General features: G+C 61.4%; 23 protein-coding genes. 10 read left to right on the forward strand and 13 right to left on the reverse strand.

Annotated features, from left to right (window positions below; translation table 11 throughout):
• Nucleotides 1-65: 65 nt before the first annotated feature.
• From AC1DCM_RS06755 to AC1DCM_RS06765, 3 genes are read left to right on the forward strand one after another with little or no spacing between them, the layout of a single operon-like run.
• The gene (locus AC1DCM_RS06755) at nucleotides 66-1,568 is read left to right on the forward strand and encodes an APC family permease (protein WP_442015829.1); all 1,503 of its coding nucleotides are present in this window, start codon (nucleotides 66-68) and stop codon (nucleotides 1,566-1,568) included.
• Nucleotides 1,562-2,329 carry an SDR family NAD(P)-dependent oxidoreductase gene (locus tag AC1DCM_RS06760; protein ID WP_442015828.1) on the forward strand — a complete coding sequence of 256 codons (768 nt, stop codon included), beginning with the start codon at nucleotides 1,562-1,564 and terminating at the stop codon, nucleotides 2,327-2,329. The genes AC1DCM_RS06755 and AC1DCM_RS06760 overlap by 7 nt, the downstream gene beginning before the upstream one ends.
• Before the next feature lie 34 nt (nucleotides 2,330-2,363).
• The gene (locus AC1DCM_RS06765; protein ID WP_442015827.1) at nucleotides 2,364-3,176 is read left to right on the forward strand and encodes a MoaF C-terminal domain-containing protein; all 813 of its coding nucleotides are present in this window, start codon (nucleotides 2,364-2,366) and stop codon (nucleotides 3,174-3,176) included.
• 137 nt (nucleotides 3,177-3,313) lie between these two features.
• On the opposite strand, the gene AC1DCM_RS06770 is transcribed toward AC1DCM_RS06765, so the two are convergent.
• The 6 genes from AC1DCM_RS06770 to AC1DCM_RS06795 form a co-directional block, all read right to left on the reverse strand.
• Entirely contained in the window at nucleotides 3,314-4,180 is an 867-nt protein-coding gene (locus AC1DCM_RS06770; protein ID WP_442015826.1) for an SDR family NAD(P)-dependent oxidoreductase, read from the reverse strand.
• 75 nt (nucleotides 4,181-4,255) lie between these two features.
• Complete coding sequence (locus tag AC1DCM_RS06775; protein WP_442015825.1) at nucleotides 4,256-5,668, reverse strand: aldehyde dehydrogenase family protein; 1,413 nt, start codon at nucleotides 5,666-5,668, stop codon at nucleotides 4,256-4,258.
• Nucleotides 5,634-6,365 (reverse strand): SDR family NAD(P)-dependent oxidoreductase, encoded by a 732-nt coding sequence (locus AC1DCM_RS06780; RefSeq protein ID WP_442015824.1) that lies wholly within the window; start codon nucleotides 6,363-6,365, stop codon nucleotides 5,634-5,636. The genes AC1DCM_RS06775 and AC1DCM_RS06780 overlap by 35 nt, the downstream gene beginning before the upstream one ends.
• 67 nt (nucleotides 6,366-6,432) lie before the next feature.
• Entirely contained in the window at nucleotides 6,433-7,236 is an 804-nt protein-coding gene (locus AC1DCM_RS06785) for a MoaF C-terminal domain-containing protein (RefSeq protein WP_442015823.1), read from the reverse strand.
• A gap of 59 nt (nucleotides 7,237-7,295) precedes the next feature.
• Nucleotides 7,296-8,750 carry an APC family permease gene (locus AC1DCM_RS06790; RefSeq protein ID WP_442015822.1) on the reverse strand — a complete coding sequence of 485 codons (1,455 nt, stop codon included), beginning with the start codon at nucleotides 8,748-8,750 and terminating at the stop codon, nucleotides 7,296-7,298.
• A 268-nt stretch (nucleotides 8,751-9,018) separates the two neighbouring features.
• Nucleotides 9,019-9,615, reverse strand: a complete 597-nt coding sequence (locus tag AC1DCM_RS06795) for a TetR/AcrR family transcriptional regulator (RefSeq protein ID WP_442015821.1) — start codon at nucleotides 9,613-9,615, stop codon at nucleotides 9,019-9,021.
• A gap of 150 nt (nucleotides 9,616-9,765) precedes the next feature.
• Between AC1DCM_RS06795 and AC1DCM_RS06800 the strand changes: the two genes are divergently transcribed.
• The 3 genes from AC1DCM_RS06800 to AC1DCM_RS06810 are packed head-to-tail and all read left to right on the forward strand — an operon-like array spanning nucleotide 9,766 to nucleotide 12,029.
• Nucleotides 9,766-10,107: a cupin domain-containing protein gene (locus AC1DCM_RS06800; protein ID WP_442015820.1), complete on the forward strand. Its 342-nt coding sequence runs from the start codon at nucleotides 9,766-9,768 to the stop codon at nucleotides 10,105-10,107.
• Nucleotides 10,108-10,127: 20 nt separating this feature from the next.
• Entirely contained in the window at nucleotides 10,128-11,447 is a 1,320-nt protein-coding gene (locus tag AC1DCM_RS06805; RefSeq protein WP_477517751.1) for a flavin monoamine oxidase family protein, read from the forward strand.
• A gap of 9 nt (nucleotides 11,448-11,456) precedes the next feature.
• On the forward strand, nucleotides 11,457-12,029 hold the full coding sequence (locus AC1DCM_RS06810) for a TetR/AcrR family transcriptional regulator (protein ID WP_442015818.1): 573 nt from the start codon (nucleotides 11,457-11,459) through the stop codon (nucleotides 12,027-12,029).
• A 51-nt stretch (nucleotides 12,030-12,080) separates the two neighbouring features.
• Here AC1DCM_RS06810 and AC1DCM_RS06815 read toward each other — a convergent pair whose 3' ends face one another.
• The 3 genes from AC1DCM_RS06815 to hpaE form a co-directional block, all read right to left on the reverse strand.
• The gene (locus AC1DCM_RS06815) at nucleotides 12,081-13,586 is read right to left on the reverse strand and encodes an NAD-dependent succinate-semialdehyde dehydrogenase (RefSeq protein WP_477517752.1); all 1,506 of its coding nucleotides are present in this window, start codon (nucleotides 13,584-13,586) and stop codon (nucleotides 12,081-12,083) included.
• Nucleotides 13,587-13,700: 114 nt separating this feature from the next.
• Nucleotides 13,701-14,786: a 3,4-dihydroxyphenylacetate 2,3-dioxygenase gene (gene hpaD / locus AC1DCM_RS06820; RefSeq protein WP_442015816.1), complete on the reverse strand. Its 1,086-nt coding sequence runs from the start codon at nucleotides 14,784-14,786 to the stop codon at nucleotides 13,701-13,703.
• Nucleotides 14,787-14,818: 32 nt separating this feature from the next.
• Nucleotides 14,819-16,360 carry a 5-carboxymethyl-2-hydroxymuconate semialdehyde dehydrogenase gene (gene hpaE / locus AC1DCM_RS06825; protein ID WP_442015815.1) on the reverse strand — a complete coding sequence of 514 codons (1,542 nt, stop codon included), beginning with the start codon at nucleotides 16,358-16,360 and terminating at the stop codon, nucleotides 14,819-14,821.
• Nucleotides 16,361-16,604: 244 nt separating this feature from the next.
• Here hpaE and AC1DCM_RS06830 point away from each other — a divergent pair, with 244 nt between their 5' ends.
• Nucleotides 16,605-18,521: an FAD-binding monooxygenase gene (locus AC1DCM_RS06830; protein ID WP_442015814.1), complete on the forward strand. Its 1,917-nt coding sequence runs from the start codon at nucleotides 16,605-16,607 to the stop codon at nucleotides 18,519-18,521.
• Nucleotides 18,522-18,682: 161 nt separating this feature from the next.
• Entirely contained in the window at nucleotides 18,683-19,309 is a 627-nt protein-coding gene (locus AC1DCM_RS06835; protein WP_442015813.1) for a helix-turn-helix domain-containing protein, read from the forward strand.
• A 116-nt stretch (nucleotides 19,310-19,425) separates the two neighbouring features.
• On the opposite strand, the gene AC1DCM_RS06840 is transcribed toward AC1DCM_RS06835, so the two are convergent.
• The 3 genes from AC1DCM_RS06840 to AC1DCM_RS06850 all read right to left on the reverse strand — a co-directional run bounded on the left by AC1DCM_RS06840 (nucleotide 19,426) and on the right by AC1DCM_RS06850 (nucleotide 23,097).
• Nucleotides 19,426-20,559, reverse strand: coding sequence for a tyramine oxidase subunit B (locus AC1DCM_RS06840; RefSeq protein ID WP_442015812.1), 1,134 nt, complete (start codon nucleotides 20,557-20,559; stop codon nucleotides 19,426-19,428).
• Between the two features lie 147 nt (nucleotides 20,560-20,706).
• The gene (locus AC1DCM_RS06845; protein ID WP_442015811.1) at nucleotides 20,707-21,960 is read right to left on the reverse strand and encodes an allantoate amidohydrolase; all 1,254 of its coding nucleotides are present in this window, start codon (nucleotides 21,958-21,960) and stop codon (nucleotides 20,707-20,709) included.
• Nucleotides 21,961-23,097, reverse strand: a complete 1,137-nt coding sequence (locus tag AC1DCM_RS06850; protein WP_442015810.1) for an FAD-dependent oxidoreductase — start codon at nucleotides 23,095-23,097, stop codon at nucleotides 21,961-21,963.
• 121 nt (nucleotides 23,098-23,218) lie between these two features.
• On the opposite strand from AC1DCM_RS06850, the gene AC1DCM_RS06855 reads away from it, so the two are divergent.
• On the forward strand, nucleotides 23,219-24,103 hold the full coding sequence (locus AC1DCM_RS06855) for a LysR family transcriptional regulator (protein ID WP_442015809.1): 885 nt from the start codon (nucleotides 23,219-23,221) through the stop codon (nucleotides 24,101-24,103).
• 88 nt (nucleotides 24,104-24,191) lie between these two features.
• On the opposite strand, the gene AC1DCM_RS06860 is transcribed toward AC1DCM_RS06855, so the two are convergent.
• Nucleotides 24,192-24,578, reverse strand: a complete 387-nt coding sequence (locus AC1DCM_RS06860; RefSeq protein ID WP_477517753.1) for a winged helix-turn-helix transcriptional regulator — start codon at nucleotides 24,576-24,578, stop codon at nucleotides 24,192-24,194.
• An 80-nt stretch (nucleotides 24,579-24,658) separates the two neighbouring features.
• Between AC1DCM_RS06860 and AC1DCM_RS06865 the strand changes: the two genes are divergently transcribed.
• The gene (locus tag AC1DCM_RS06865; RefSeq protein ID WP_477517754.1) at nucleotides 24,659-25,069 is read left to right on the forward strand and encodes a RidA family protein; all 411 of its coding nucleotides are present in this window, start codon (nucleotides 24,659-24,661) and stop codon (nucleotides 25,067-25,069) included.
• The last annotated feature ends 49 nt before the right edge of the window (nucleotides 25,070-25,118 follow it).

Here is a 25,118-nt window from a genome sequence, read left to right on the forward strand (position 1 = left end):
CGGTGGGTACCCAGTTGTACCAAAAAGCACGACCTTCGCTCGTTCATCTCCCAGGAGTAAACCCCGTGAAACCTCAATTTCCTGAGCAAGGCGCTGCCGGCACCGAGCTCTCTTCCAATGCCTTGGGCGTAGGAGGCATCGTTTTTCTGGTTCTGGCAGCGGTAGCTCCGTTGACCGGCATCATCGTTATCGCAACCCTAGGCATTGCCCTGGGCAACGGAGGGGGTATGCCCGGTGCGTTTATCATCGCAACCCTGATTCTGCTGCTCTTCGCTGTCGGCTACGCACAAATGGCCAAGAAGCTCGTCAGTGCCGGAGGGTTTTACGCTTTCGTCGTCAAAGGCCTCGGCCGTCGCATGGGCCTTGTGGCAGGCAACATCGCCCTGCTCGGCTATAACTGCTTTGTGGCTGGAGCTATCGGCACGTCCGGCTTCTTCACCGCCACAGTCATCAAAGAACTGACAGGACTGGACCTGCCGTGGTTCCTCTGGAGCCTCATAACCGTGGTGTTGATCTTCTTGCTGACACGCCGAGGCATCGATTTCAGCGCAAAAGTGTTGGGCGTCTGCCTGGTCCTGGAGGTGTCCATCCTCCTGATCCTGGACTTCAACGTTCTGTTCACGCACGGGTTCTCATTTGAAGCGCTGATGCCCCAGGCAGTGTTCTCGGGATCACTCGGACTGGCCTTGCTCTTCGCAGCCAATTGCTTTGTCGGCTTCGAAGCAACGGGCCTGTTCAGCGAGGAAGCCCGGGACCCTCACCGCACGATCCCGAAAGCGACGTACATCGCCATCTTGTTCATTGGCGCGTTCGCTGCATTCACGACGTGGGCCATCGTCAGCGCCCTGGGTGTCGCCCAGGCACAGGACACTGCCATCGAGCACTTGCCTACAGGTGACCTGGTCTTCATGCTCTCTAATCAATACCTCGGCGACACCCTCACCAAGGTCATGATGGTCCTGCTTCTGGTCTCACTCTTCGCTGCCCTGCTGGCACTCCACAACTCGGCCGCCCGCTACATCTACGCCTACGGCCGCGTCGGAATTCTGCCGAGAGCCCTCAGTCGCACACGAAGCTCCAACGGATCCCCCCAGAACGCCAGCGCCGCGCAGCTACTTTTCGGCACGCTGATTGCGGGAATCTACTACGTGGCTGGTTTGGACCCCATTACCGCCTTGACCGCCTCAATGACGGGGTTCGGCACCTTGGGAATCCTGACCCTTCAAATGCTTGCCGCTGTGGCCGTTGTCGTCCACTTCCGTCGCAACAGGGACCCAAGGCTCTGGAAAACCCTGGTGGCCCCGAGCCTTGGAGCACTCGGGCTTGCCCTGATCGTGCTGCTGGCGATTCTAAACTTCACCGCACTGGCCGGTTCGGACAATCCCGTCATCGGCGCGCTGCCGTGGCTGCTCGTTGTTGCGGTTCTCACCGGACTCGCAACTGCACAATGGCTCAAGTCCCGCAGGCCTGAGATTTACCACGAGCTGCTCAGCGACATGGAGCACTACGACAAAGCGCATCGCGACCTCGCCGATGCCACCAGCACATCTGGACCCGGCTCATGGTAGACCTCGGACTAGCGGGCCGGCGGGTCCTGGTCACCGGCGGAACGTCGGGTATCGGGCTCGCAGTGGCCGATGCCTTCGCCGGAGAAGGGGCCAACGTAGGCATTGTCGGCAGATCGTCCCAACGGCTCTCGACGGCGGTGGAGGACCTACGTGCAAGACATCCCCGCGTAACCGTCGTCGGAGGCGTCTGTGACATGTCCGACGAGTCAGCTGTACAGTCCGCCACCAGTGACCTGGTGTCACAATTAGGCGGCTTGGATCACCTTGTCAGCAGCGCCGGCATCTCAGGATCCCTCGGCAGCCCTGTGGATCAGGTTCCGGCCGAGGAGTTCATGGAGGTCCAACGGACCAATGTGCTGGGCCCGTTCCTGGCCATCAAGACAGCGTTGCCCTATCTTCGCGAGGGGACAGGTGCGACATATACGCTCATCGGCAGTGACTCCGGCTTTGTCGCCGTGCCAGGCATGTTGGCTTACAACGCATCCAAGGGCGCAATCGTCCAGCTGACCCGGGCTTTGTCGACGGAACTCTACAATGACGGCATCCGCGTCAACAGCGTCTGCCCGTCAATCGTGGATACGCCAATGGCCCGCGAAGGCCTGGGCATTGACTCATTTGAGGACGCCGAATACCCCGTCAGTAAGCCTTGGGATGTTGCCTGGCTTGTGCTCAGTCTTGCATCCCCTCTCTCCGGCCCTGTCAACGGTGTCTCCCTCATGGCTGACTACGGCTACCACGCACGGTCGTCTTTTCCTGCCTGAACGACTACCGCAACCACCACGAAAGGATTTCATTTTGAACACCACAACAACGCCCGAGTTTATTTCCGTCGGCGCCCTGGGTGAAGGTTTCGCCGTTAACAACAACATTCTCGAAGTGAACGAGGGCCTGAACGGCCAGGATTTCACGCTCCATTTCCCGGGCGGACGCACTCACGAGTTCCGGATCTTGAACAGCCAGACACTGGTCTGGGACGGCCGGGAGCAGGACGCACGCGTCACCTCCGTCAGGGAAGGCATCTACTTCGTTGATTTCCTCATGGGCAACGATTTCCTCGTGGGCGACTCGGTCAAGAAGTCAATGAGCCTCGTACTGGACAACAACAGCGGGCAAGTGACGCTGGTAGAGGCAGCACTCCCTGACGAGCAAGCCACTTCCATCAGTGCCTACGACAGGGCACGCCAAGGCACCGAACTAACTGGAGTTGAAGCAGCCATTCTTCATGGCTCAGTGGGCGGGACGCAGGGAGGAACCGCGCACGCCCCCACCACCGAACTGATCGGGCTAAGGAACCGCTACCACTACAGCCCCGAAGAGGTATACGAACACGTTTACCTGAACAACAACTTCTACACGTGGCACTGCATCAAGGGCTCAGAAGCCGGTCTGGGTGACACCGACCGCTGTCACTACATCAAAATCGCTGAGGCTCTGTATCTGTTCGTCTGGCGTGAAAAGATCGTCCCCACCCTCGGCGTCATTCTCATCGATATGAACCGACTAAAAACAGACGGCAAGATCTTTGGGTACAACGGCTTCGACTTCTCCAGCTACACGAACTTCCCCGTGGGCGCCATCACGGAAGTAGTCAACGTCACCACTCACTAATTCCATACCAGACAGGGACACCGGACGCTGGTTGCCCGGCAAGCAAGCGTCAAAGGCTCAGATCCTTCCAGTAGCTCCCAGCCTGCCTGTGACCGACAAAAAAGCAGGCAGGCTGAGAGCTGAGGAATCGGGTGAAGCTATAGCGATCGAGCATCTCTGATGTCGATACGCACCCGCGGGTCCAGGCTCAGTGAACCAGGATCGACGGCTACCATTCCACCATCGACCGGGATGACTGCCGCGTTGATATAGGACGCGTAAGGGGAGAGCAGCCAAGCGACGACATTGCCCACTTCCTTTGCCTCAGCGGGCCGTCGATTAGGGATAAATGCCGTGGCAGTCGAATAGGCGTTTTCGCGTTCGAGCCCCAGCTCCGCCCCGTATTCCTCCATCTCCATGTCGGCCATTTCGGTGCGCGTCCAGCCTGGGCAAATGGCGTTTGCCCGCACCCCCAGATGGCCGTAATCAATAGCGACGGACTGCATGAGCATGGTCAGTCCGGCCTTTGATGCGTTGTATCCGGGGATGCCTCCTGTAGCCCTCAGTGCTGCCGCGGAAGCCACTCCTACGACGGATCCCGACGTCTCCATGAGGTATGGCATGGCTGCTTTGGTCAGGAGGAACGGGCCGGTCAGGTTGGTTTGGATCATGGCATCCCAGTCTCTGCCGTCCAGTTCCCCTACCTTGCCCGGCCGGACAATGCCGGCGTTCAGGACCAAGCCATTGATGGATCCGAACCTGGTCACTGTTTCTTCAACGACCTTCTGCGCGCCTTCTTCTGTTGAAGCGTCGGCCACAACGGGGATCGCGCCAGTTTGCGAGGCGGTGTCTTCCAGATTGGCTAGTCGTCGGCCGCAGATGACGACATCCCATCCGTCTGAGCGCAGGGCGGCGGCTGCAGCGGCACCTATGCCTGTGCCTCCGCCGGTCACGATGGCCACGGGCCTACTGAGGTCATTCACTGTGTGCCTGTCTGTCCGATAGCGGTGTGTAGTTTCAGCCACGCGGGAGTCCGGGCCACTGGCAAGGGGATGCCCGCCCTGTTCGGATGTGCATCCCCTTGCCGGAGGGGACTGGTGTCAGCCGTTGATGACCTGGGGGACGCCCAAAGCTTTGAGGCCTTCGACGCCGAATTCGAGTCCGTAGCCCGATTGCTTTGCCCCGCCGAAGGGGATGCGTGGATCCACCGCTCCGTGCCTGTTGATCCAGACGGTCCCGGCTTCGAGCCTAGCCGCGACCTCGCGCGCGGCGGACAGGTTCGAGGACCATACCGAGGCGCCGAGTCCGACGTCGAGCGCGTTGGCTTTCGCCACAGCTTCGTCGAGGGTGGTGTACCGGATGATCGGCAGGGCCGGACCGAATTGTTCCTCGGCCACCAGCGGGTTGTCGTTATCTATGTCAGCTACCAGCGTGGTCGGGTAGAAGAAGCCAGGCTGTTCACGATCAGGGTTGCCGCCGATCAGTACCCGGGCACCAGATACTTTCGCGGCCTCCACGAGTTCGTCGACCACGTTGTACTGCGCCTTGTTTTGCAGGGGTCCCAGGACATTGTTTTCGTCCAGTCCGTTCCCCATGGGCATGGCCATGGCAACGTTGGTGAGCTCCTCGCACACGGCTTCGTAAATGGAGTCGTGAACGTAGAGCCGTTTGAGGGCGGCGCAGGTTTGCCCTGTGTTGATGAAGGCACCCCAGAAGAGGTCTTCGGCAATTGCCTTGGGATCGGCGTCGGGCAGGACAATGCCGGCGTCGTTGCCACCCAGTTCCATGGTGAGCCGTTTGACAGTATCTGCCGATGACTTGATGATTGCCCTGCCGGCTGCAGTGGAGCCGGTGAACATGAGCTTTCCGATAGCCGGGTGCTCGGTGAGACGGGACCCGACGTCACGGCCGCTGCTCAGAACGGATAGCACGCCCTCGGGCAGCTCTTCGTTGATAACGGACACCAAAGCCAGGACGCTTAAGGGAGTGTTTTGGGAGGGCTTCACAACCACGGCGTTGCCCATGCGAAGCGCTGGGGCGATCTGCCAGACCGCGATCATCATGGGCCAGTTCCAGGGGCCGATGGCACCGACCACGCCGATGGGCCGGTAGTGAAGTTCGGCCCGGGTTTCGCCGTCGTCGACCAGGGTTTCAGGTTCCAACGGCAACGCTGCAGTGGCACGAAGCCATGCGACACAAGCGCCTACTTCGAACCGGGCGTTGGGACCGTTCAGGGGCTTGCCCTGCTCGCGCGAGAGGAGTTGAGCGAGCTCTTCGGCGGAACGCTCGACGGCGTCGGCGGCCTTCATAAGGGCAGCGGACCTGGCGTCGTGGCCCAAGGCAGCCCAGGCCGGCTGCGCGGCAACAGCGGCAGCTACGGCAGTCTCGAGGTCATCGATGGTGTGGATCGGGGCTTCTCCCACGGGTTTGCCGGTAGCCGGGTCAAAAATGGTTCGGCTGGCTTGGCCGTGCGCCGGTTCAATTCGGGAAAGCAGGGAGTCGTAGGTTTCCAATTGAATGCTCCTCTTGTTGGTAAAGGTGGTCCGCGGCTGAGCGTGGACGGTTATCTGTCAGCTGAAATCCAGCGCGGGCATCGCTGACCGTGCCGTGTAGCCAAAATCTGCCACCAAGGTTGTTCCGTTGACAGGCGCGCTGACCGGAGAGGCCACGAAGACGGCATGACGTGCAACCTGATCGGGACGGATCAACGGCAGGTTTGAGCCTGTGAAACCTTCCGGCCGTGACAGGTCTGTCCTTGAAGGCAACCAGCGCGGAGTCCGACCCAAGGAGGACCATGGACGGCTCCGGGCTTTTGGACAGCAGTCCGACGGAGTGCTTGGCTATAAGGAAATTTCCACGGACATTGACGGCCATGACATGATCCCAGGCTTCAACTGACACCTGTGTCGCGTTGGTGCCGACCGGCCCTGACACTCCGGCGCATGCGATTACTGAATCCAACCGTCCGAAGATGCGCTCAATGGTCTTGAGGGCCAACTCGACGTCGGCCTCGTTGGACACGTCGGTCTGCACGAATTCCACATGGTGGCCTGCCGCCCGGAGCTGGGCGGCGGCTTCCTCGCCTTCGGTGTTCCGTTCGACGATCAGGACCTTGGCGCCTTCAGCAGTCAGAGCCTCCACGCAGGCACGGCCTATGCCGGATCCTCCTCCGGTGACCATGACTACGCGGTCGGTCAAATGCATATCCATGAAAGTGCTCCATCGCCGAAGTTGTGCCCAGGGTGCTCATGGCTGGTTGGGCATCCCCGGGGTGTGGCTAGTGCTTGTGTGTGTCCTGGGGGTATTCGGTGGTGTTCAGGACGGTCAGTCGTGAGTTGAAGGGAAGGACTACCGGTTCTGCGGCTGGATCGTCCCACCCGAACATGCGGCCGATGGATCGTTCTTCCTGCAGGTCAACCAGCAGCACGGCTTCTACCGTCATGACCTTTTCGGTCCAGAAGAAGATGAACAGGTCTTCGGCCACGTCCCAGGTCATGCAACGATCGGTATCGGCAAGTCCGGCTTCGCCGCCGCGGACACAGTTCCAGGTAAAGGTGCCGGGGTTCAGGTAGATGTGTTCGTAGGTCTCGACGTCGCTGTAGCGGTAGAAGACCCGCTTGCCCACCAGTTCCGAGGATCGCTGGTGGAGGACGTCGGTGCCGTGGATGTTGGTCTGGCTGAATTCGGTGGTGCTGCGGGTCTTGCCGTCGACAACCCGGAAGGTGGACACGCCACTGGTTACGGCGCCGGTGTTCCTGTCCACAACAATGGTGACGTTCTCGGCGTCGGTGCCTTCCCCGCGGACGAAGTCAACGATGAAGATCTCCGGACGGGCCTCGATAGCCTTGTAACTTGCCGTGCCGCTGGTTTCGCTGTCGGGGCCGGAATTGATCCAGATAACCGTGGAGGAATCCTGGAAGGAATACTCCGCCGAACTGCCGCCTTGGGCAGGGATGCGGAGTGTGGTTCCTGACAATGCCGGAGATGCCGGCAGTGTCTGGTCTCCGAATCCGTCAAGCATTGTCGAAACGGGTGGCCATTCGTTGGTTGGGATGTAATCCTGAATTTCGGCGGAGTTCATAGGTGTTTCCTGTCGTATTAGTGATTTCGTTCGTGGGAGTGCAGGAATTTGCCGGGGACTCAGACAATTTCCGCGGCGTAGTCGATGGACGGCTTTCGCAGGCCACGGGCCCAACCGGCCACGAAGAGAAGCGGGATGCCCAGGAGCAGCCACTTTGCGATCCCTCCGGCGCCGCCGAGCAGGACATCGTAGTTGTCCAGGGTGAGATAGCCGACGACGACGAAGGCGAGGAAGGATAACGCGGGTGCGATGACGGTGACCCAGATGTTGTCCCGGGTTCCTTTCCGCGCGAAGTAGACGACGATGGCCGCGGATGTGACCAGCAGTATGGAGATGAATCCAGCGGTGCCCAACGCGACGAACCATGCAAACACCGTGGTGATGGGGTCCGCCCCGGCTAGCAGGAAGATACTGATGATCACCAGAACGACCACCGCGTTGATGAGTCCTGCGAATGAGGGGGCTCCAGTCTTGGAGACTGAGCTGAGTTTGGCTGGCAACGCGCCGGCCCGGCCCAGTGCAAACAAGTAGCGGGAGAACATGTTGGACAGGCCCAAAAGCATGGCGATAAAGCTCGTCACTACCAGGATCTGCATGGCGATACTAAGCCAGGTGCCCGCGCTGGATTCGGCCAGGTCGAAGATCATCCCTGAGGGGTTCTCCGTGGCAACGGTCTGGATGTTGTCGATGCCGATGGCTCCACTGATGGCCCAGGTGGACAGTGCGTAGAAGACACCAATGAAACCGATCACCAGGTAGGCCGCCCTGGGAATGGTGCGGTGGGGGTTTTTGGCTTCCTCGGCGAAGACCACCGTGGCTTCAAAGCTGGTGAAGCAGGCGAAGGCGAACAGGAGCGAGATGCCCAAACCAGGCCCAAAGATGCTGGAGCCGGTGAACCCCTCGAACGTGAAGACTCCGAATCCTTTTTGCACGATGAGTGAAACTACCAGCGCGGCCACCACCAGGGTTTCGCCGAGGATCAGGACGCCGAGAACCTTCAGGCTCGCGTCGACGCCGCGCATCGTGAGGAAGGTGGTGATGGCAAGGATGGCAACAATCCAGAAATAGACGGGGAGGCCGAGGCCGGTCAGGCTTTCCACGAGCTGCTGCGCAAAGACACCGAACTGCGACCATAGACCAACTTGAAGGCTGAGGTAGGTCAGAATGGCGATTCCGGCGCCTCCTGTTGCCCACTTGTTTCCCAGGCCCTTCGCGATATAGGCAACAAAACCACCCGCGTTGGTGATGTGACGGCTCATCCTGAGGTAGCCAACAGAAAACAAAGCAACCAACAACGCGGCGATTGCGTAGATGACGGGTGTCCCGGGTCCGCTCGCTGAGAACAGGACCGGGCTCGCGCCGACGACTGCAGCCATCGGCGCCGCGGCTGCAATGGCAAAAAAGGCAACGGCGATGACACCCAGCTTGTTGGCCTTCAGGCGGATGGGCGGAGTGGTTGATACGTGCTCATCGAGTCCAAGACTTGCCGAGGTGCGGCTTGATTCTTGATTCATGGATTGGCTCTTTCATAATGCCCGGCGCAACGGGCCATGTGATGGGGAGATGGGGAGGCCTGCTCTGCGCGCCGATGCGCAGTGCGAGAGGGGAAGTCGATCGATGCTGTGTAGGACAGGCAGCCTTTTAGTGATCCTGCCCACAATCGAAACTATACAGATGTTTAGTTTGGAGTGTCAAGGGTCGATTTCGGGCATCCGTGGACCGCTAAGTTCGACGCATCAGAGAGGCGAATCAGTCAGTGTGGCCTGGGGCCGCTTGAACCCCTCAGGGTGCTGAATCTGCGGCTGTCGGTGACAGTCCCTGCCGCAGTAGCACCCCATGGACTTCCTCAAGGGACGCTTGAATGAGCTGGCGCTCAACGCCGGAAAGGTACTGAAGGACCAATCCGTCGAGTGTCGCGAAAAGCATGCGGGCCACAACCCGGGAATTGTAGGATGCGCCCGAAGCGTCGAGGCCTTCAGTGAGCGCTTCGATGTAGCTTTCGTACAACGCCAGCACCCCGGCGCGGAGTTCCGGGCGCCGCCGCGACTCAAGGATCATTTCGTACTGAAAAATCTGAAGCTCGGGATCCTCCAGGAGTAAATCGAGCAGCGAGTCCGTGAAGGACTGTCCCGCGGTGACGGCTTCCCGCAGCCTGGAAGCGCTGATGGAGCGCTCTGATGCCCATTCCAGTGCGGCCGCTATCAAGGCGTCACGAGTCCCGAAGTGATGGGCTACCAGGGAGTTGTTGACTCCTGCGCACTCCGCGACCGACCTAAAGGTCAATCCGCGCAGGCCCTTCTCCGACACCACCACTACGACAGCCCTGAGGAGTGCGTCCTTGCCGGTTCCATATTTTGTTGCGCCGCTTGGAGTGCCCATAGCACTGATCCTATCCACGTGGGTGGTGGCCTTGACAGGAAACTAAGCAATTGCTTAAATCGTGGTGAGTGATGCCAATCACGCATGTGGCCAGAAGGCTACCGATTTCCCAAGCTCACGAGAGCTGCCTACACCCTTTCTGGAGTCAAAATGACCAACGCCGCCTTCACTGTTTCCGATGCCCTTGACCAGGGCAAGAATGAAGCGTTCGAACTTGGATCCGTTCAATGGATCCGCAGATTTGGTGACGGGGAACGACCCGCGCTGGCCTGTGGATTCTGGCATGTAACCCCTGAGGAAGCCCCTGAACCCTTCGATCTGCTCATTGAGGCTGATGAGACCATCACGATTCTCGAAGGGCATCTCACCATCGACGTCGAGGGCGGACAGTCTTACGACCTCACTCCTGGCGGCGCGGCGTCCTTTAACAAGGGGGCCAAGACCCGGTGGTCAGTCCACGAGCCCACTGTCGAGTTCTTCGTCTACTCCTAACCGCCGGAAAGGAACCCACAATGGAGACCACCGACGTCGACGTTGTCGTTATCGGAGCCGGATTCGCCGGACTTACAGCTGCCCGCGAGCTCGCACGCCAAGGCCTTACGGTGCGAATCCTGGAGGCGCGTGACAGGATCGGTGGACGCACCTGGCTGGACCGGCGTTTGGGCCGGGATCTTGAAATCGGTGGAACCTGGGTCCACTGGACCCAGCCCTATATATGGGCCGAGCTGAAACGGTACGGGTTGGTGACGACGCCCAGCCCGCAACCGCAGAAAGCCATGTGGTGGGCGGCGGGAGCTCGCCACGAGGGAGACCCTGAGGAGCTGCTGAATCTCATTGGGTCGGGCAATGAGGAATTCGTACGGGAAGCTCGACAATACTTTCCCGAACCTTTCACTCCACTGGCCACTGACGCGTTCCGCGAAGTGGACGATGTAACAGTCAAGGATCGGATCCGCTCGGAATTTCCCCCGGGAGCCAGCCGGGAAATACTGGAGTCCTTCTGGGCCTTGAATTTCAACGGACCCCTTGATGAGGCCGCGTTTACCCAGGCACTCCGATGGGTCGCTTTGACGAACGGAGACTGGAGTCTCTGTTTTGAAGCGTGCGCCACATACAAAATCGTCGGCGGAACAGGAGCCTTGGCTCAGGCCATCCTCCAAGACTCCTCCGCGGAAATTGACTTCGGATTCACGGTTGCTGAGATAAGCGAAGACGGAGGCATCGTGACTGTCTCCGATCGAAACGGGGAATCCGTTACTGCCGCTGCTGCCATCGTGACAATACCGCTGGCTGTGTTGCAAAAGGTTGCATTCCGTCCTGAGCTCCCGGCTGTAAAGCAGGAAGCGATGGTACGTGGCCAGGTTTCGAAGGGGACAAAAATTTGGGTACGGCTACGGGGGATCCATGAACCGTTTGTGGCCTTGGGCGGAGCTGATTGGCCCCTTAACTTTTTCCAGAGCGAGTACGAAGTGAATGGTGACACTGTCATCGTCGCGTTCGGTCCTGATGCCAGCAATATTGACTCTACTGATGTGTCCGCCGTCGAGCATCAGCTGCGACGGCTTCTTCCCGCCGCCGAAGTTCTCGACGTCGCCACTCATGACTGGGCCGGGGACGAATATTCGGGTGAGACGTGGCCCATGCACAAGACGGGGTTCTTGTCTCGTCACTTGGCCGGGATGCAGAAGCCGCATGGGCGCGTCCTTTTCGCCAGCTCCGACATAGCCAATGGTTGGGGTGGTTTCATCGATGGTGCCATCGAAAGCGGAATGGAGGCGGCCCAGCAAGCCGGGGTCCTGCTGGAGTCTGTAGCCCTGTCTGCTCCCCGGTAGGATCAATCCATGACTTCCCAGCCTCGCAAATTGCCTTATGGCGATGGCCGTGACGCTTTGTTGGCCGCTGTCATCAGCGTCGTAGCCGAGAAAGGCCTCCGTGGGGTGACCTACCGTTCCGTTGGCTCCCGGGCGGGGGTTAACCACGCTTTAGTGACTCATCACTTTGGATCCCTGGATGGTCTGCTCGCGGCCACGATGGAGTGGGCTGTGCATCGCTCCATCGAGGAAACGGGTCTGGAAGGTATTGCGGACTTTGACGAGAGTTTTGCGGACGCCCTGATCAGCTCGGTGGGCGCAGAACCTGAACTTCAGTTGTTTCAATTCGAGATGATCCTCGAATCCCGCCGCAATCCCGAGATCCGGGAAATGGTTAGCCGGCTGTATGAGAATTATGTGCGAACCGTGGAACAGGCTCTTATTAAAAAGGGGATCGATACTCATAATGAGGTCTCCCTCGCGGCTTTCGCCGCACTGGACGGTCTCATGCTGCAATTTCTCACAATTAGCGATGTGACGAGAATAAGGCCTGCGGTTGTGGAAGTCGGTCGCATGCTCGCCAGGCTTCAGAAGCCGGGGTGATTCTTGAGCCAGCGACACGGCGGGCCCGGCTTTTGCCGGGCCCGCCGTGTCTTATGGTGCGTAGGGGTCGGCGATGCCGATGTATTGGGTGGTGGTGTATTCGTTGATGCCTTCGGTGCCGCCTTCGCGGCCGAGGCCTGATTGCTTGACTCCGCCGAAGGGTGCGGCGGCGTTGGAGATGACGCCGGCGTTGAAGCCGACCATGCCGAACTCGATTTGCTCGGCAACCCGGAGCAGGCGGTTGAAATCCTGGCTGTAGAGGTAGGACGCGAGCCCGTACTCGGAGGCGTTGGCCAGGCGGATGGCATCCTCTTCGGTGGCGAATGTGGTGACGGGGGCGACGGGTCCGAAGATTTCCTGGCCCAGGATCGCCGCGTCGTTGGGGACGTTGGCCAGGACGGTGGGCTGGTAGAAGTATCCGGGTCCGTCCACGGGCGCACCACCGGTGACAGCGGTAGCTCCGGCGTCGACGGCGGCACTCACCAAGGCGTGAACGTCGTCCCGGGCGCCGGCGTCGATCAGCGGACCGACCTGTGTGGCTGGTTCGGTGCCGCGGCCGGTCACCAGGGCGCCCATGGCGGCGGCGAACTTGGCGGTGAACTCCTCAGCGACTGAGGAATGGACGAGGAAGCGGTTGGCGGCGGTGCAGGCTTCGCCCATGTTCCGCATTTTCGCTGCCATGGCGCCTTCGACCGCTTTGTCGAGGTCGGCGTCGTCGAAGACGATGAAGGGGGCGTTTCCGCCGAGTTCCATGGAGGTGCGCAGGACGTTCTGGGCGGCGTCGGCGATGAGCCGTTTGCCGACGGGGGTGGAGCCGGTGAAGGAGATCTTCCGTAGGCGGGAGTCCTTCAGGAGCGGCCCGGAGATCCCGGAGGCGGATGAGGAGGCGACGACGTTGAGGACTCCGGCGGGCAGGCCGGCGTCGAGCATGGTCTTGGCGAAGTACTGCGCGGTCAGGGGTGTGAGTTTGGCGGGTTTGACGACCATGGTGCAGCCGGCTGCGATGGCGGGGGCTACTTTGCGGGTGGCCATGGCCAGCGGGAAGTTCCACGGGGTGATCAGCAGGCAGGGTCCGACGGGTTTGTGCTGGACGAGGATTTTGTTTTTGCCTTCGGGGGTGGTGAGGTAGCGGCCGTAGTCGCGGACGGTTTCTTCGGAGAACCAGCGCAGGAACTCCGCCCCGTAGGTGACTTCGCCGCGTGCTTCGGGCAGGGGTTTGCCCATTTCCAGGGTCATCAGCAGGGCGAAGTCCTCGGCCCGTTCGGTCACGAGGTCGAAGGCGCGGCGGAGGATCTCGGCCCGGGTCCGGGGCGCGGTCCGTGCCCAGGAGCCCTGGGCGGCGTCGGCGGCATCCAACGCGGCGATCGCGTCGACGCTGGTCGCGGAGGCGAGGGTAGCGAGCACCTCCCCGGTGGCGGGATCGTGCACATCGAACGTGCCGCCGTCGGACGCATCCCGCCACTCACCGCCTATCAGGAGGCCGGTAGGCACCGACGCAAGCAGGGACGTTTCGCGCTTTGGCGAAACTGTTGGGGAGTGGACGGGCGAAGCAGTCATGGGTGGTTTCCTCGGGAATTATTGGGGCCGATGGTTGAGCCTGTGGGAAGAGGTAGCGTCAGGCTCAACCATCGGGGTCGGTGGCTGACAGGAATCTCGTCAGTTGGTTGTGGACTAGACCTGCGCGCCGAGCTTGAAGCCCTCAGCCGCCTCGCCGGAGGCGCCTTCGGGCCGGGTGTAGGAGAATCCATCGGCTCCGACGGTGACGGCCATTTCGGACTTTTCTTCGCGTTCAATGACGGGCTGCGGGTTGCCGTCCAGGTCAAGGACCAGGGATGCTTCGGTGTACCAGGACGGGACGACGGGGTTGCCCCACCAGTCGCGGCGCTGGTTGTCGTGGACGTCCCAGGTGACGGTGGGGTTGTCCGGATCGCCGGTGTAGTAGTCCTGGGTGTAGATCTCCACGCGGTGGCCGTCCGGGTCCAGGATGTAGAGGTAGAACGCGTTGGACACGCCGTGGCGTCCGGGGCCGCGTTCGATGCGGTCCGAGATGCGCAGGGCGCCCATCTTGTCGCAGATCTGGATGATGTTGTGCTTCTCGTGGGTGGAGAAGGCGATGTGGTGCAGGCGCGGTCCGTTGCCGCCGGTCAACGCGGTATCGTGCACGGTTTGTTTGCGGTGCATCCACGCGGCGTAGGTGACGCCGTCGGAGTCCTTGATGTCTTCGGAGACGCGGAAGCCGAGGTCTTCAAGGTACTTGCGGCCGCGCGGGACGTCCGGGGTGACCTGGTTGAAGTGGTCCAGTCGGACCAGTTCGCCGGCGGAGTAGAGGTCGTAGCGCTGGGTGAGGCGTTCGACGTGTTCCACATCGTAGAAGAATTCGTAGGGGAAGCCCAGCGGGTCCTCCACACGGACGGAGTCGCCCACGCCCTTGGTGAAGCCTTCCTTGCGGCGCTCCACCCGGCACCCGAGTTCGCGGTAGTAGGCCTCAGCGGCGTCCACCTCGGCCGGGGACTTCACCCGGTAGGCGAAGGCAGCGGCGGCCGCGACGGGGCCCTTGCGGAGGACCAGGTTGTGGTGGATGAACTCCTCGAAGGAGCGCAGGTAGATGGTGTTCTCGTCTTCCTCGGTGACGTGCAGGCCGAGCAGGTCCACGTAGAACGCCCGGGATTTGGCGAGGTCCGTGACCACGAGTTCAAGGTAGGCGCAGCGGACAATATCCGGCGCGGGGACCGTGGGTGTGGGAACGAAGTTGGTCATGATGTGCTCTCTTCTTTGAAAGTTTGGCGGGGTTAGCTGTCGCTGGTTGCTGCCGCGTCTTTGACGCTTCCGAACTTAGGGGAGTGGGCCTCGTTGAGGGTGATCTGGACCGACTGCTGGGTGGTGTAGAAATCGACCGAGCGGTAGCCGCCCTCGCGCCCCAGACCGGAAGCCTTCACGCCGCCGAACGGGGTGCGAAGATCACGGACGTTGTTAGAGTTCAGCCAGACCATGCCCGATTCGATGGCGTGTGCGAAGTTGTGTGCGCGCTTCAGGTTGGTCGTCCAGACGTAGGCCGCCAGGCCGTACTTGGTGTTATTGGCGAGTTCGAGCGCTTCTTCATCGGTGTCGAAGGGCGTGATGGCCACAACCGGCCCGAAGATTTCTTCCTGGAAGATCCGGGCGTCAGGCGCGACGTCGGCAAACACCGTGGGTGCAACGTAGTTGCCCTCGGGGAAGCCTTCGGCCCGTCCACCGCCGGCGAGGAGGCGGCCTTCGGTCTTGCCGATCTCGATGTAGCTCATAACCTTGTCAAAGTGGGTGGGGTGCACGAGCGAACCCACCTCGGTGGCGGGGTCGCTGGGGAGGCCCACCACGATGTTTTTGGCACGTTCGGCGAAGCGGGCCACGAAATCGTCGTAAATTTCGCGCTGGACGAGCACGCGGGAACCGGCGGTGCAGCGTTCTCCGTTGAGGCTGAAGACGCCGAACACAGTGGCGTCGAGGGCGGCTTCGATGTCGGCGTCGGCGAAGACTATGGCTGGGCTCTTACCGCCGAGCTCGAGTGAGAGGCTCTTGAACTGTGGGGCGGCTGCGGTGGAGATGGTGGCGCCGGTGGAGCTGTCTCCGGTGAAGGAGACGATCGGCACGCCGGGGTGCTTGACCAGATAGTCGCCGGCAACGCTTCCGGAGCCGAAGATCAGGTTGAAGACGCCGTCGGGAAGACCTGCCTCGCGGAAGATCTCAGGCCAAAGCACGGCCGAGAGCGGAGTGTAACTGGCCGGCTTCATGACCACGGTGTTGCCGGTCGCTATGGCCGGAGCGAGCTTCCACGACTCCTGCATGAAGGGGACATTCCACGGCGTGATCAAGCCCGCGACGCCGATCGGCTTGCGGTTCACGTAGTTGATCTGGCGGCCCGGGACCTTGAACGCATTGTCTTCCTGGGACACGATCAGGTCCGCGAAGAATCGGAAGTTCTCGGCAGCACGCCGGGCCTGGCCCTTGGCCTGGGTGATCGGCAGGCCCGAGTCGAAGCTTTCCAGGAGGGCGAGCTCGTCATCGCGGGACTCGACGATGTCGGCGATTTTGTGCAGGACACGGGAACGTTCACGCGGAAGCATCTTGGGCCAAGGGCCTTCCTTGAAGGCACGCTTGGCGGCGGCGACAGCGCGGTCGACGTCTTCCGGCTGGGCAGCGGTGACCGTCGCGTAGTTCTGGTTCGAGACCGGCTCCTGCACGTCGAACGTTTTGCCGGAGACTGAATCCACAAACTCGCCGTCGATGAAGTGCTGGAGATGCGTGGGCAGGTTTTCCGGGATGGAGTGTCTGGCGGTTTCTACTGAGGTCGTCATCGTTGAGGTCCTTACTGCTGAGCGGGAACGGCTTGGATGGCCTCGGATAGGCCAGAACACGAGTTCAGATCAAGTACGAAATCGTATACGAAACTATGCATCGAGAACGTGGCATGCGTCAAGGGCTTGGTGGCAGCCCTTGTGGCGTCAGGGCACAGTCATCTAAGCTGTTGCTCAATTATTCTTTTATAGAATCCTCTGTTCGTTTATAGAACACGCAACCATAATGAAGTGAGGAAAGCCCGTGCAGTTCCACCACCACGGTTACGTATCCGGTGACCCGCGAGTCGAGCCGGCTGCCGGCGTCGGTATCAACCGCCCGGCCGAGCTTCCTGATGAAGTTGATGTTCTGATCGTGGGCACCGGTCCTGCGGGGATGCTGACTGCGGCGCAATTGGCCCAGTTCCCGGATATCACGGCCCGTATTATTGACCGTCGTCCCGGGCGTTTGGCCATCGGCCAGGCCGACGGCATCCAGGCCCGCAGCGTCGAGACTTTCCAGGCTTTCGGGTTTGCCGAACGCATTACCACGGAGGCGTACCGCATCACCGAAATGGCGTTCTGGAAGCCGGACCCCGCTGACCACTCGCGCATCGTCCGGGCTGCCCGGGCAGTGGATGACCCCACAGGTATCAGCGAGTTCCCGCACCTGATCGTGAACCAGGCACGCGTGCTGGACTACTTCGCAGAATTCATGGCCAACTCCCCCACGCGCATGACGCCTGACTACGGCTACGAGTTCCGCAGTCTCGAGGTCACTGGTGTTGGTGACTACCCGGTGGAGGTGACTCTTGGGCACACCTCCGGGCCCAATGAAGGACAGGAGAGGGTGATCCGGGCCAAGTATGTCGTCGGTGCCGATGGGGCGCGCAGCAAGGTCCGCGAGTCCATCGGGTGCCATCTGGCCGGGGATCAGGCAAACCATGCCTGGGGTGTGATGGATGTTCTCGCCGTCACGGACTTCCCGGATATCCGCACCAAGTGTGCCATTCAGTCCGGTGCGGGCGGCAGCATCCTGCTGATCCCCCGCGAGGGCGGACACTTGTTCCGCATGTATGTGGACCTGGGCGAGGTGAAGCCCGAGGATCACGGCGCCGTGCGGAAGACGACCATTGAGCAGATCATCGGCAAGGCCAACGACATCCTGCACCCGTATACGTTGGATGTCCGCAACGTCGCGTGGCACAGCGTTTACGAGGTAGGTCACCGGCTCACGGACAGGTTCGACGACGTCCTGCCGGAGGAACGCGGCACACGGACCCCGCGGGTGTTCATCACTGGCGATGCCTGCCACACCCACAGTGCAAAGGCCGGCCAGGGCATGAACGTTTCCATGCAGGACGGCTTCAACATCGGCTGGAAACTCGGGCACGTCCTGGAGGGCCGCAGCCCCGAGTCCTTGCTGGATACCTACTCTGCTGAGCGGCAGGTGGTGGCGAAGAACCTGATCGATTTCGACAAGCAGTGGTCCACGCTGATGGCCAAGAAGCCCGAAGAGTTCGAAGACCCGGCAGAATTGGAGACTTTCTACACCAGCACCGCGGAGTTCCCTGCCGGTTTCATGACCCAGTACGCCCCGTCGATGCTGGTCGCCGAGCCGCGGCACCAGGAACTCGCCGCGGGCTTCCCGATCGGTAAGCGCTTCAAATCCGCACCGGTCCAACGGGTCTGCGACACGAACCCGATGCACCTGGGCCACCATGCCAAGGCCGACGGGCGCTGGCGGATCTACGTCTTCGCCGATGCCGCACCGGCAGGCGCCGAAGGCCCGGTGGCGGACTTTGCCGAGTGGATCGCGACCTCGCCTGACTCGCCGCTGGCCGCGACGCCGTCGGACGCTGACCGCGACGCCTGGTTCGACGTGAAGGTGATCTACCAGCAGGACCACACCAACGTGGACATCAACGCCGTCCCCGCAGCGTTCAAACCCACCGTCGGACCGTTCAAACTCACCTACCTTGAGAAGGTCTTCGGCACGGACCCCAAAGCAGACATCTTCGAGCTGCGCGGCCTCAGCCGCAACGGCGTAGTGGTGGTCGTCCGCCCGGACCAGTACGTCGCCAACGTCCTGCCCCTGACCGCAACCGCGGAACTGAAAGAGTTTTTTGCACCACTGTTCACGGGGCACCGGACGGCGCAATCAGCTCTGGCTGAGGCCTAAACGATAGAGGCGACGCCTGAAAACGGTCTAACTGCCGGGGGATCCTATGGATTCCCCGGCAAGACTCAGGGTTTAGAGGCGGAGCCCCAAAGCCCCATGTGTCAGGCGGGTCTCGGTGGGGCCCCGCCAAGCATTCTGCGCGGCCTGCCTATACTCAAATCATGACAACTGAGAGCGCCCCGAACACATCCTCTGCGGGGGACTCGTCTCCTCCGGAAAGTGGTCAGCAGGGCGCTCTGGAAGCCATCATCGCGCTGCAAGTAAGGCGCCACAGAGTCGAAGCCGGCATGTCCGCCGCGGAACTTGCCATCCGCACTGGGCTTTCCAAGGCCATGGTTTCCAAGATCGAGTCCGCGAGCACTTCATGTTCGCTGACGACCCTTCAGCGGCTGGCGTTGGGGCTTAACGTTCCTGTCACCGCCCTTTTCCAGGGGGCTGATACCGAGCGCGAGGCCTCTCTCACTCGTGCCGGGGAAGGGAGCGTCACGGTACGGACCGGGACCCGGCACGGGCACGAGTATCGTTTGCTGGGCTCTCTTAAGCGGCGGGAGCATGCCGTCGAACCCACTCTGGTCACCCTTTCGAGTGCCTCTGATGTTTTCCCGCAGTTCCAGCACACGGGTACCGAATTCATCTACATGCTCGAAGGTCGAATGGTTTACAGTCACGGATCCTACGAGTATGAGCTCGCACCAGGAGACTCGTTGTTGTTCGAGGCTGAGGGACCGCATGGCCCACTTCGGCTGATGGAACTACCCATTCGTTTCCTGGCAGTTGCTTCGCATTAATTGCCAGTAGCTGAAAGCGGGAATGTGCCCCACGCCGGTTTGGCGGCGTGGGGCACACATCTTTACTTATGGACCGCAATCTCCGGGCGCGGCCCAGTGGTAGGAAGCCCTTGGGATCAGGCGAGAGCCGGGGTGTCCCAAAGGTTCAGGACGGTGCCGATGTTCTTCTCCTCGGCAGCGCGGTAGAGATCGGTGGCCCAGGCGACATCCTCAATGGGCATGCCGCCCACGGAGTAGAGGATGACTTCTTCATCGTCGCGGCGGGCAGGGAGCTTGCCGGTGGCAATGTCCGCGATCTCCTCGATTTTCGAGGCCGGAATCTTTCCTTCCTCCAGAAGCCCGAACCAGTGTGATCCCGGAATGCCGAGGATTTGGTAGGCAGTGGGTCCATATTCCTCGAGCCACGCCTGGTAGAGGCCTCCGGCGTCGATGACCAGGCGGGCATCGCCCTGCAGGAAGTCGTCGTCGAAACGGGCAGCGGCGGGAAGGAGCAGTAGCGCTCCCGGCTTGATGGCTGATTTCGGGAAGTACGGGAAGGCGTCGCTGCCGGCGGCATCGGTGGATGTGGTCGCCATAACCACATCGGCGTCGGCGATGGCGTCTTCGATGGTTTCAGCTGCGGTGACATTGGTGAGTTGGGGGAAGGTTGCTTTCGCCCAATCCACAAAGGTGCCGGTGCTTCCTTCGCTGCGGCCCTTCACGTACAGGGTGTCGATCGAAGGGCGCAAAGCCAATGTGGTCGAAAGGACCGAGCGGGCGATGACACCGGGGCCAACCACTGCGGCGACTTTGGCGTCGACCTTGGCCAGGTGCTTGACGCCGACGCCGGGAACGGCGCCTGTGCGGTATGCGCTCAGCAGGTTTGCGCTCATGATCGCGAGTGGTGCGCCAGTGTCGCTGTCGTTCAGGACGAACACGTGGATCGAGCGTGGAAGTCCCTTTTTGCGGTTTTCAGTGTTGGAGCCGTACCACTTCACGCCTGAGGTGCCGAAGCGGCCACCCAGGTAGGCGGGCATAGCCATGAAACGGCGATCCGGTCCATCCTTTGGCATGCCTTCGAACTCAGGAGCGGCGGGGAAGGTGATCATGGCGCCGTGGGAGTTGCCGTTCTCGCCGGCCATTCGATAGTCCCCTTGACGCAGTAGAACAAGGGCTTCCTCCATGACGTCCGTGCATCGGACGAGATCGCCGACGCCGGCCTCGATCATGTCGGGCTCGCTGAGGTAACGGAAGTTGATCTGTGTGGACATGACACTCCTTAGTGATTGAACTTCATGAAACAGGAATTACTGACAGTAAACTGGCCAGGGATTTCTGATGAGTCAAGCCCGTGTTTCCGGCTTGTTACTTCTTTCTCGGGGACAATTTTTATAAGTCCGGGTGTTTTGGTGAACGCCTCAGTTCATGAGGCTCGCGAGTGCGTCCGCCAGGGCCTGCGCCCCGAGTTCGGCGTCCTCGTCCACCACGTATTCTTCGGGGGAGTGGGAGACGCCGCTGGGGTTTCGGACGAACACCATGGCGGTGGACACGAGCGGTGAGAGGACGCCTGCGTCGTGGCCTGCTCCGGTGTCGAGGAAGGGTGCATCCGGCAGTGCTTGCTGCAGTTGATTCTGCAGGCCTATGTCGAAGTGAACGGTGGGGCTGAGGGATTCTTCTGTCATTTCAACGGTGCAGCCTTCTTCAGCAGCGATCAGCTGGGACTGGTTGTGAATGGTTTGGACCAGTGCCGCGGTAGTGGCATCGTCCGGGTGCCGGACATCGAGCCAAAAGTCCACCCTGGAGGCGATGACGTTGGTTCCACCCGGGATCGGCTGAAGCCGCCCGACAGTTGCCCGGGCGTGGGATTGGTTCTTCGCGGCGTCTCGGATGGCTACAACCATGCGTGAGGCGGCGACCATGGGGTCGTTGCGGTCTGCCATGAGCGTTGTCCCGGCGTGGTTGCCCTGTCCTTGGATGCTGAGCCGCCAACGGCCGTGTCCCAGGATGGAGGAGGCAATGGCGATGGGCCGGTCGAGATCGATGAGCCCACGGCCTTGTTCCACATGGAGTTCAACGAAGGCCCCGATACCGCCAAGGAGCTGGTCATCCTTGCCGATGTAGCGGGGGTCCAGGCCGTTGGAGCGGGCGATGTCCGCAAAGGTGTTGCCGTCCGGATCCCGCAGGTTCCGGGCTTTGTTGGGGTCGATGGCCCCCGTCATCAGGCGTGAGCCAAGGCAGGCAACCCCGAAGCGGGAACCTTCTTCTTCCGGGAACACGGCGATGGCCAAGGGTCGGGTGGGAATGGCGTTTCGGGCTTTGAGGATGTCGACGGCGACGAGGGCCGAGGCGACGCCGAGGGGTCCATCGAACGGGCCTCCTCCGGGGACGGAGTCGAGGTGGCTGCCGGTGACAAGGCTGTTGCTTCGATCCCCGCCGGGGGTGTCCCACCAAGCCCAGATGGTGCCGTTTCGGTCCGTTTCCACGGACAGGCCGCGTTTGGTGGCTTGATCGATGAACCATGCCCGAAGGTCCAGTTCGGCGGTCGAATAGACGGGACGGGTGTAGCCTCCGCGCAGTGGATCGGTGCCAATGTCGGCGATGTCGGACAGCAACCCGGTGACGGTGGCCGCCGTCGTGCTTGTCTCGGCGGTGACAGGCGTGACGTGTTGCATTTAGTGGGCTCCTGCTGATGCGGCTGCGAGGCGGAACTGTTCCGGGACGGTTCCCGTGCCAGTGGCCAGGTCTGCGGCCAGTTGGCCGATAAGCGGCGCGAATTTCGCGCCGTGGCCCGAACAGGGGGAGAGGAGGGTGATGCCCTCCGCGCTGTCCAGGAGGAAGTCCTCGGTGGGCGTATTGGTGAAGAGGCACGTGGTCTCGGCGTACGGTTCGGGGACCAGCCCCGGGAGGTATTTCTCGACGTAGTCGATGACTCGACGGCGGTTTGCCGGGTCGATCTGTCCGTCCTGGTCCGCTGCGGAAGCCAGGACTTTGCCGCCGTTGTACTCGGCGACCTTTTGTCCGCGGAAGCCCGCATCGCGGCCGCCGGGCAGACCGTAGGCCTGCCAGCCTTCGCGTTTGTGGATGAACGTGGGCCACGGCGAGCTGCTGTCGGCGTAAGGGAAGTGGTATGCCTGCTCCTGCCGCACTTTAAGGGCAGGGATGCTTTCCAGGAATGAAGACGGCAAGGACAGGGAGCCCAGCAGCTGCGGGAGCCAACCGCCGACGGCGACGATCACCTTTGCGGCCATCATTGAACGGCCGTCTTCGGAAGCCAGTGTGTAGTGGCCGGCTGATCCTTTGATGGAGGCCACGGCCCAGTTGGTGTGCAGCGCTGCGCCGTGGGCCACTGCCTGGTCAGCCATGGCGGCCACTGATTCGTGGGCGTCGATCACCCCGGCGCCGAGGTGCCACAGTACTTGGGTGTCGAAGGCAATCTGCGGCCATCGTGCCTGCGCTTCGTCGGGGGACAGGAGTTCATGGTCAATGCCGTGTGCGAACAAAGCCGCGGCAAGGCGTTCGGGTTCCCTGACGGTTCCGTAGTCGACGGCGCCGGTAGGTGTAATGAGCTGTTTGCCGCTCAAGAGCGCGAGCTCGTCCCAACCGGCCTTGGCCTCCTTGACCAGACCCGTGTAGAAATCGCCCGGGTAGGCGTAGCGGAAAATCCGCGCCGATCCATGCGAGCTCCCGGCGTCGTTGGCCGGCGTCGAGCGTTCAAGCAGTGCGACTTCGTGTCCTCGGGCGGCAAGCTGCCAAGCCGTGGCCGCACCTGACAACCCGGCTCCGACGACGACGTATTCGATCGATTCCATGGACGGCTCCCGTACGTGGTTGTTGATGCGTTGTTTTGCTTCAACCAGTTACCCATCTCCCGTTGGGGTGCGTCCAATATCATTTGTGTAGCAATTATTAGCGTCAATTGAAAGAATCATCATGGAACTGCGACAGCTCCGCTACTTCCTCGTGGTCGCGGAGGAGCTCCACTTCGGCCGCGCGGCAGAACGCCTGCACCTTACACAGCCACCGCTAACTGTCGCCATCAGGCGGCTGGAGCGTGAGCTCGAGGTTCAGTTGTTTGACCGGACCACACGACGCGTTGCACTGACCCATGCTGGGGAGGCGTTCAAGCGGCGCGTTCAAGACGCAGTGACCGAACTCGATGAAGCGGCGGGCGACCTTGCCAGTGTCGCGGCGGGCCTCAGTGGCCGGATCAGGGTGGGCTTCGTCAGTTCGGCCAGCTACACCACCATCCCCGAAGCCATCAGGGCTTTCCGCCAACAACGCCCCCGCGTGGAACTGATCCTGAGCCCGCTCACCAGCGGTGAGCAGATCGAACAACTCCTTGACGGTGATTTGGACATAGGGCTGATTCGGGATCCCGGAGAAGTTCCGGGACTGACAATGGAACTCGTGGGCACCGAAGACCTCGTTGCCGTCCTGCCTGAGGCCCACCCACTGGCGTCGCGGGAGGAAATTCGACCCGCAAATTTGGAAGGGGAACCGATGATCCTGTTCCCCTACCGCCTGATGCCCGGATTCGTGACCCGGGTACACCGGTTGTTTGACGGATTGGAGAGTTCCCCGCAGGTGGTTCAGCAGACCATCCACCAGGAAACTGTCCTCGGACTGGTAGCTGCGGGCTTGGGAATCTCCATCCTTCCCGAATCCGTCCGGCGCTTCCAGATGCCCGGCGTCGTGAGCCGACCCATCGCCGGCAATCCGCAGACAGCCCTCTACGCGGCCAGGGGACGCAGCCATTCGCCAGCAGTGGACCATTTCATGTCCGGCCTTCTGAGCAGTACGAGGCTGCGGGGCTGAAACTCTATTTGGCGCGGTGGACGGATGGACGATCCGCTTCTACTGGGTGGCCCGATCCCTCTGCGGCGTCTCACAGAGTCGCCCATCGTCAGGTGCCTTCGCCCAGGTCCTGGACGTCGAAGGTCTCGCGTGCCTGTTCGATGCGGGGCATGTGCGCTGCGGCCCATTCCAGGAGCACGTCGATAGGGTGGCGAAGTGTCTTACCTAATGGTGTGATGCGGTACTCGATCGCCACGGGGCGCGAGCTGAGCAGCTCGCGTTCGATGATGCCGTTGCGTTCGAGGCGACGCAGCGTCGCCGTCAGGGACTTCTGCGACACCGATGGGATCGCGCGCCGCAGTTCGCTGAACCGGCACGGCCGCTCGCAGAGTTCGTTAAGCACGCTCAATGACCACTTGTCCAGAACTTGATCGAGCAATTCCCGGTGCGGGGTGCTGATCTCCAGAGGGTCAGCATGGCTGGTGGTATCCGGCATGAAACCTGGTCTCGTTGAAGTGTCCTGCATGTACCAGGTATCAAAGATATACCAAGTTCATTTCTTTTGTCAGGAGTCTCATGTCTGTTCAGCGTTTCAGCCCGGAAGGCCTGATGCAGCCGACCCCGTACCACCACGTCGCCGTCGGCACCGGCACCCGTCACGTTCACGTCGCCGGCCAGATCTCCCGCCTGGCCGATGCTACGCCCGTCGCTCCGGGCGACCTTGCCGGCCAAGTCGCCCAGGCTCTCCGCAATACCGCGACCGGGCTCGCCGGCGCCGACGCCACCTTTGACGACGTCGTGCGTTTGACGTTCTACGTCACTGCCTGGGCTCCGGAGAAGATCACCGCTTTCATGGAAGGTATCGAAAGCGTCGCCGCTGAGATCGGACTGCCGACGCCGATGCCGCCGACCTCGCTGATCGGCGTCGAGTCTCTGTTCGAGCCCGATGTGCTCGTCGAGGTCGAAGCAACTGCACTACTGGATTAGGAACGCCAAATAGCCCGACCGCCGTCGGGTTATGAGGGGCAAGGGTGCG

The organism is Paenarthrobacter sp. 10N417 (genome assembly GCF_056394745.1).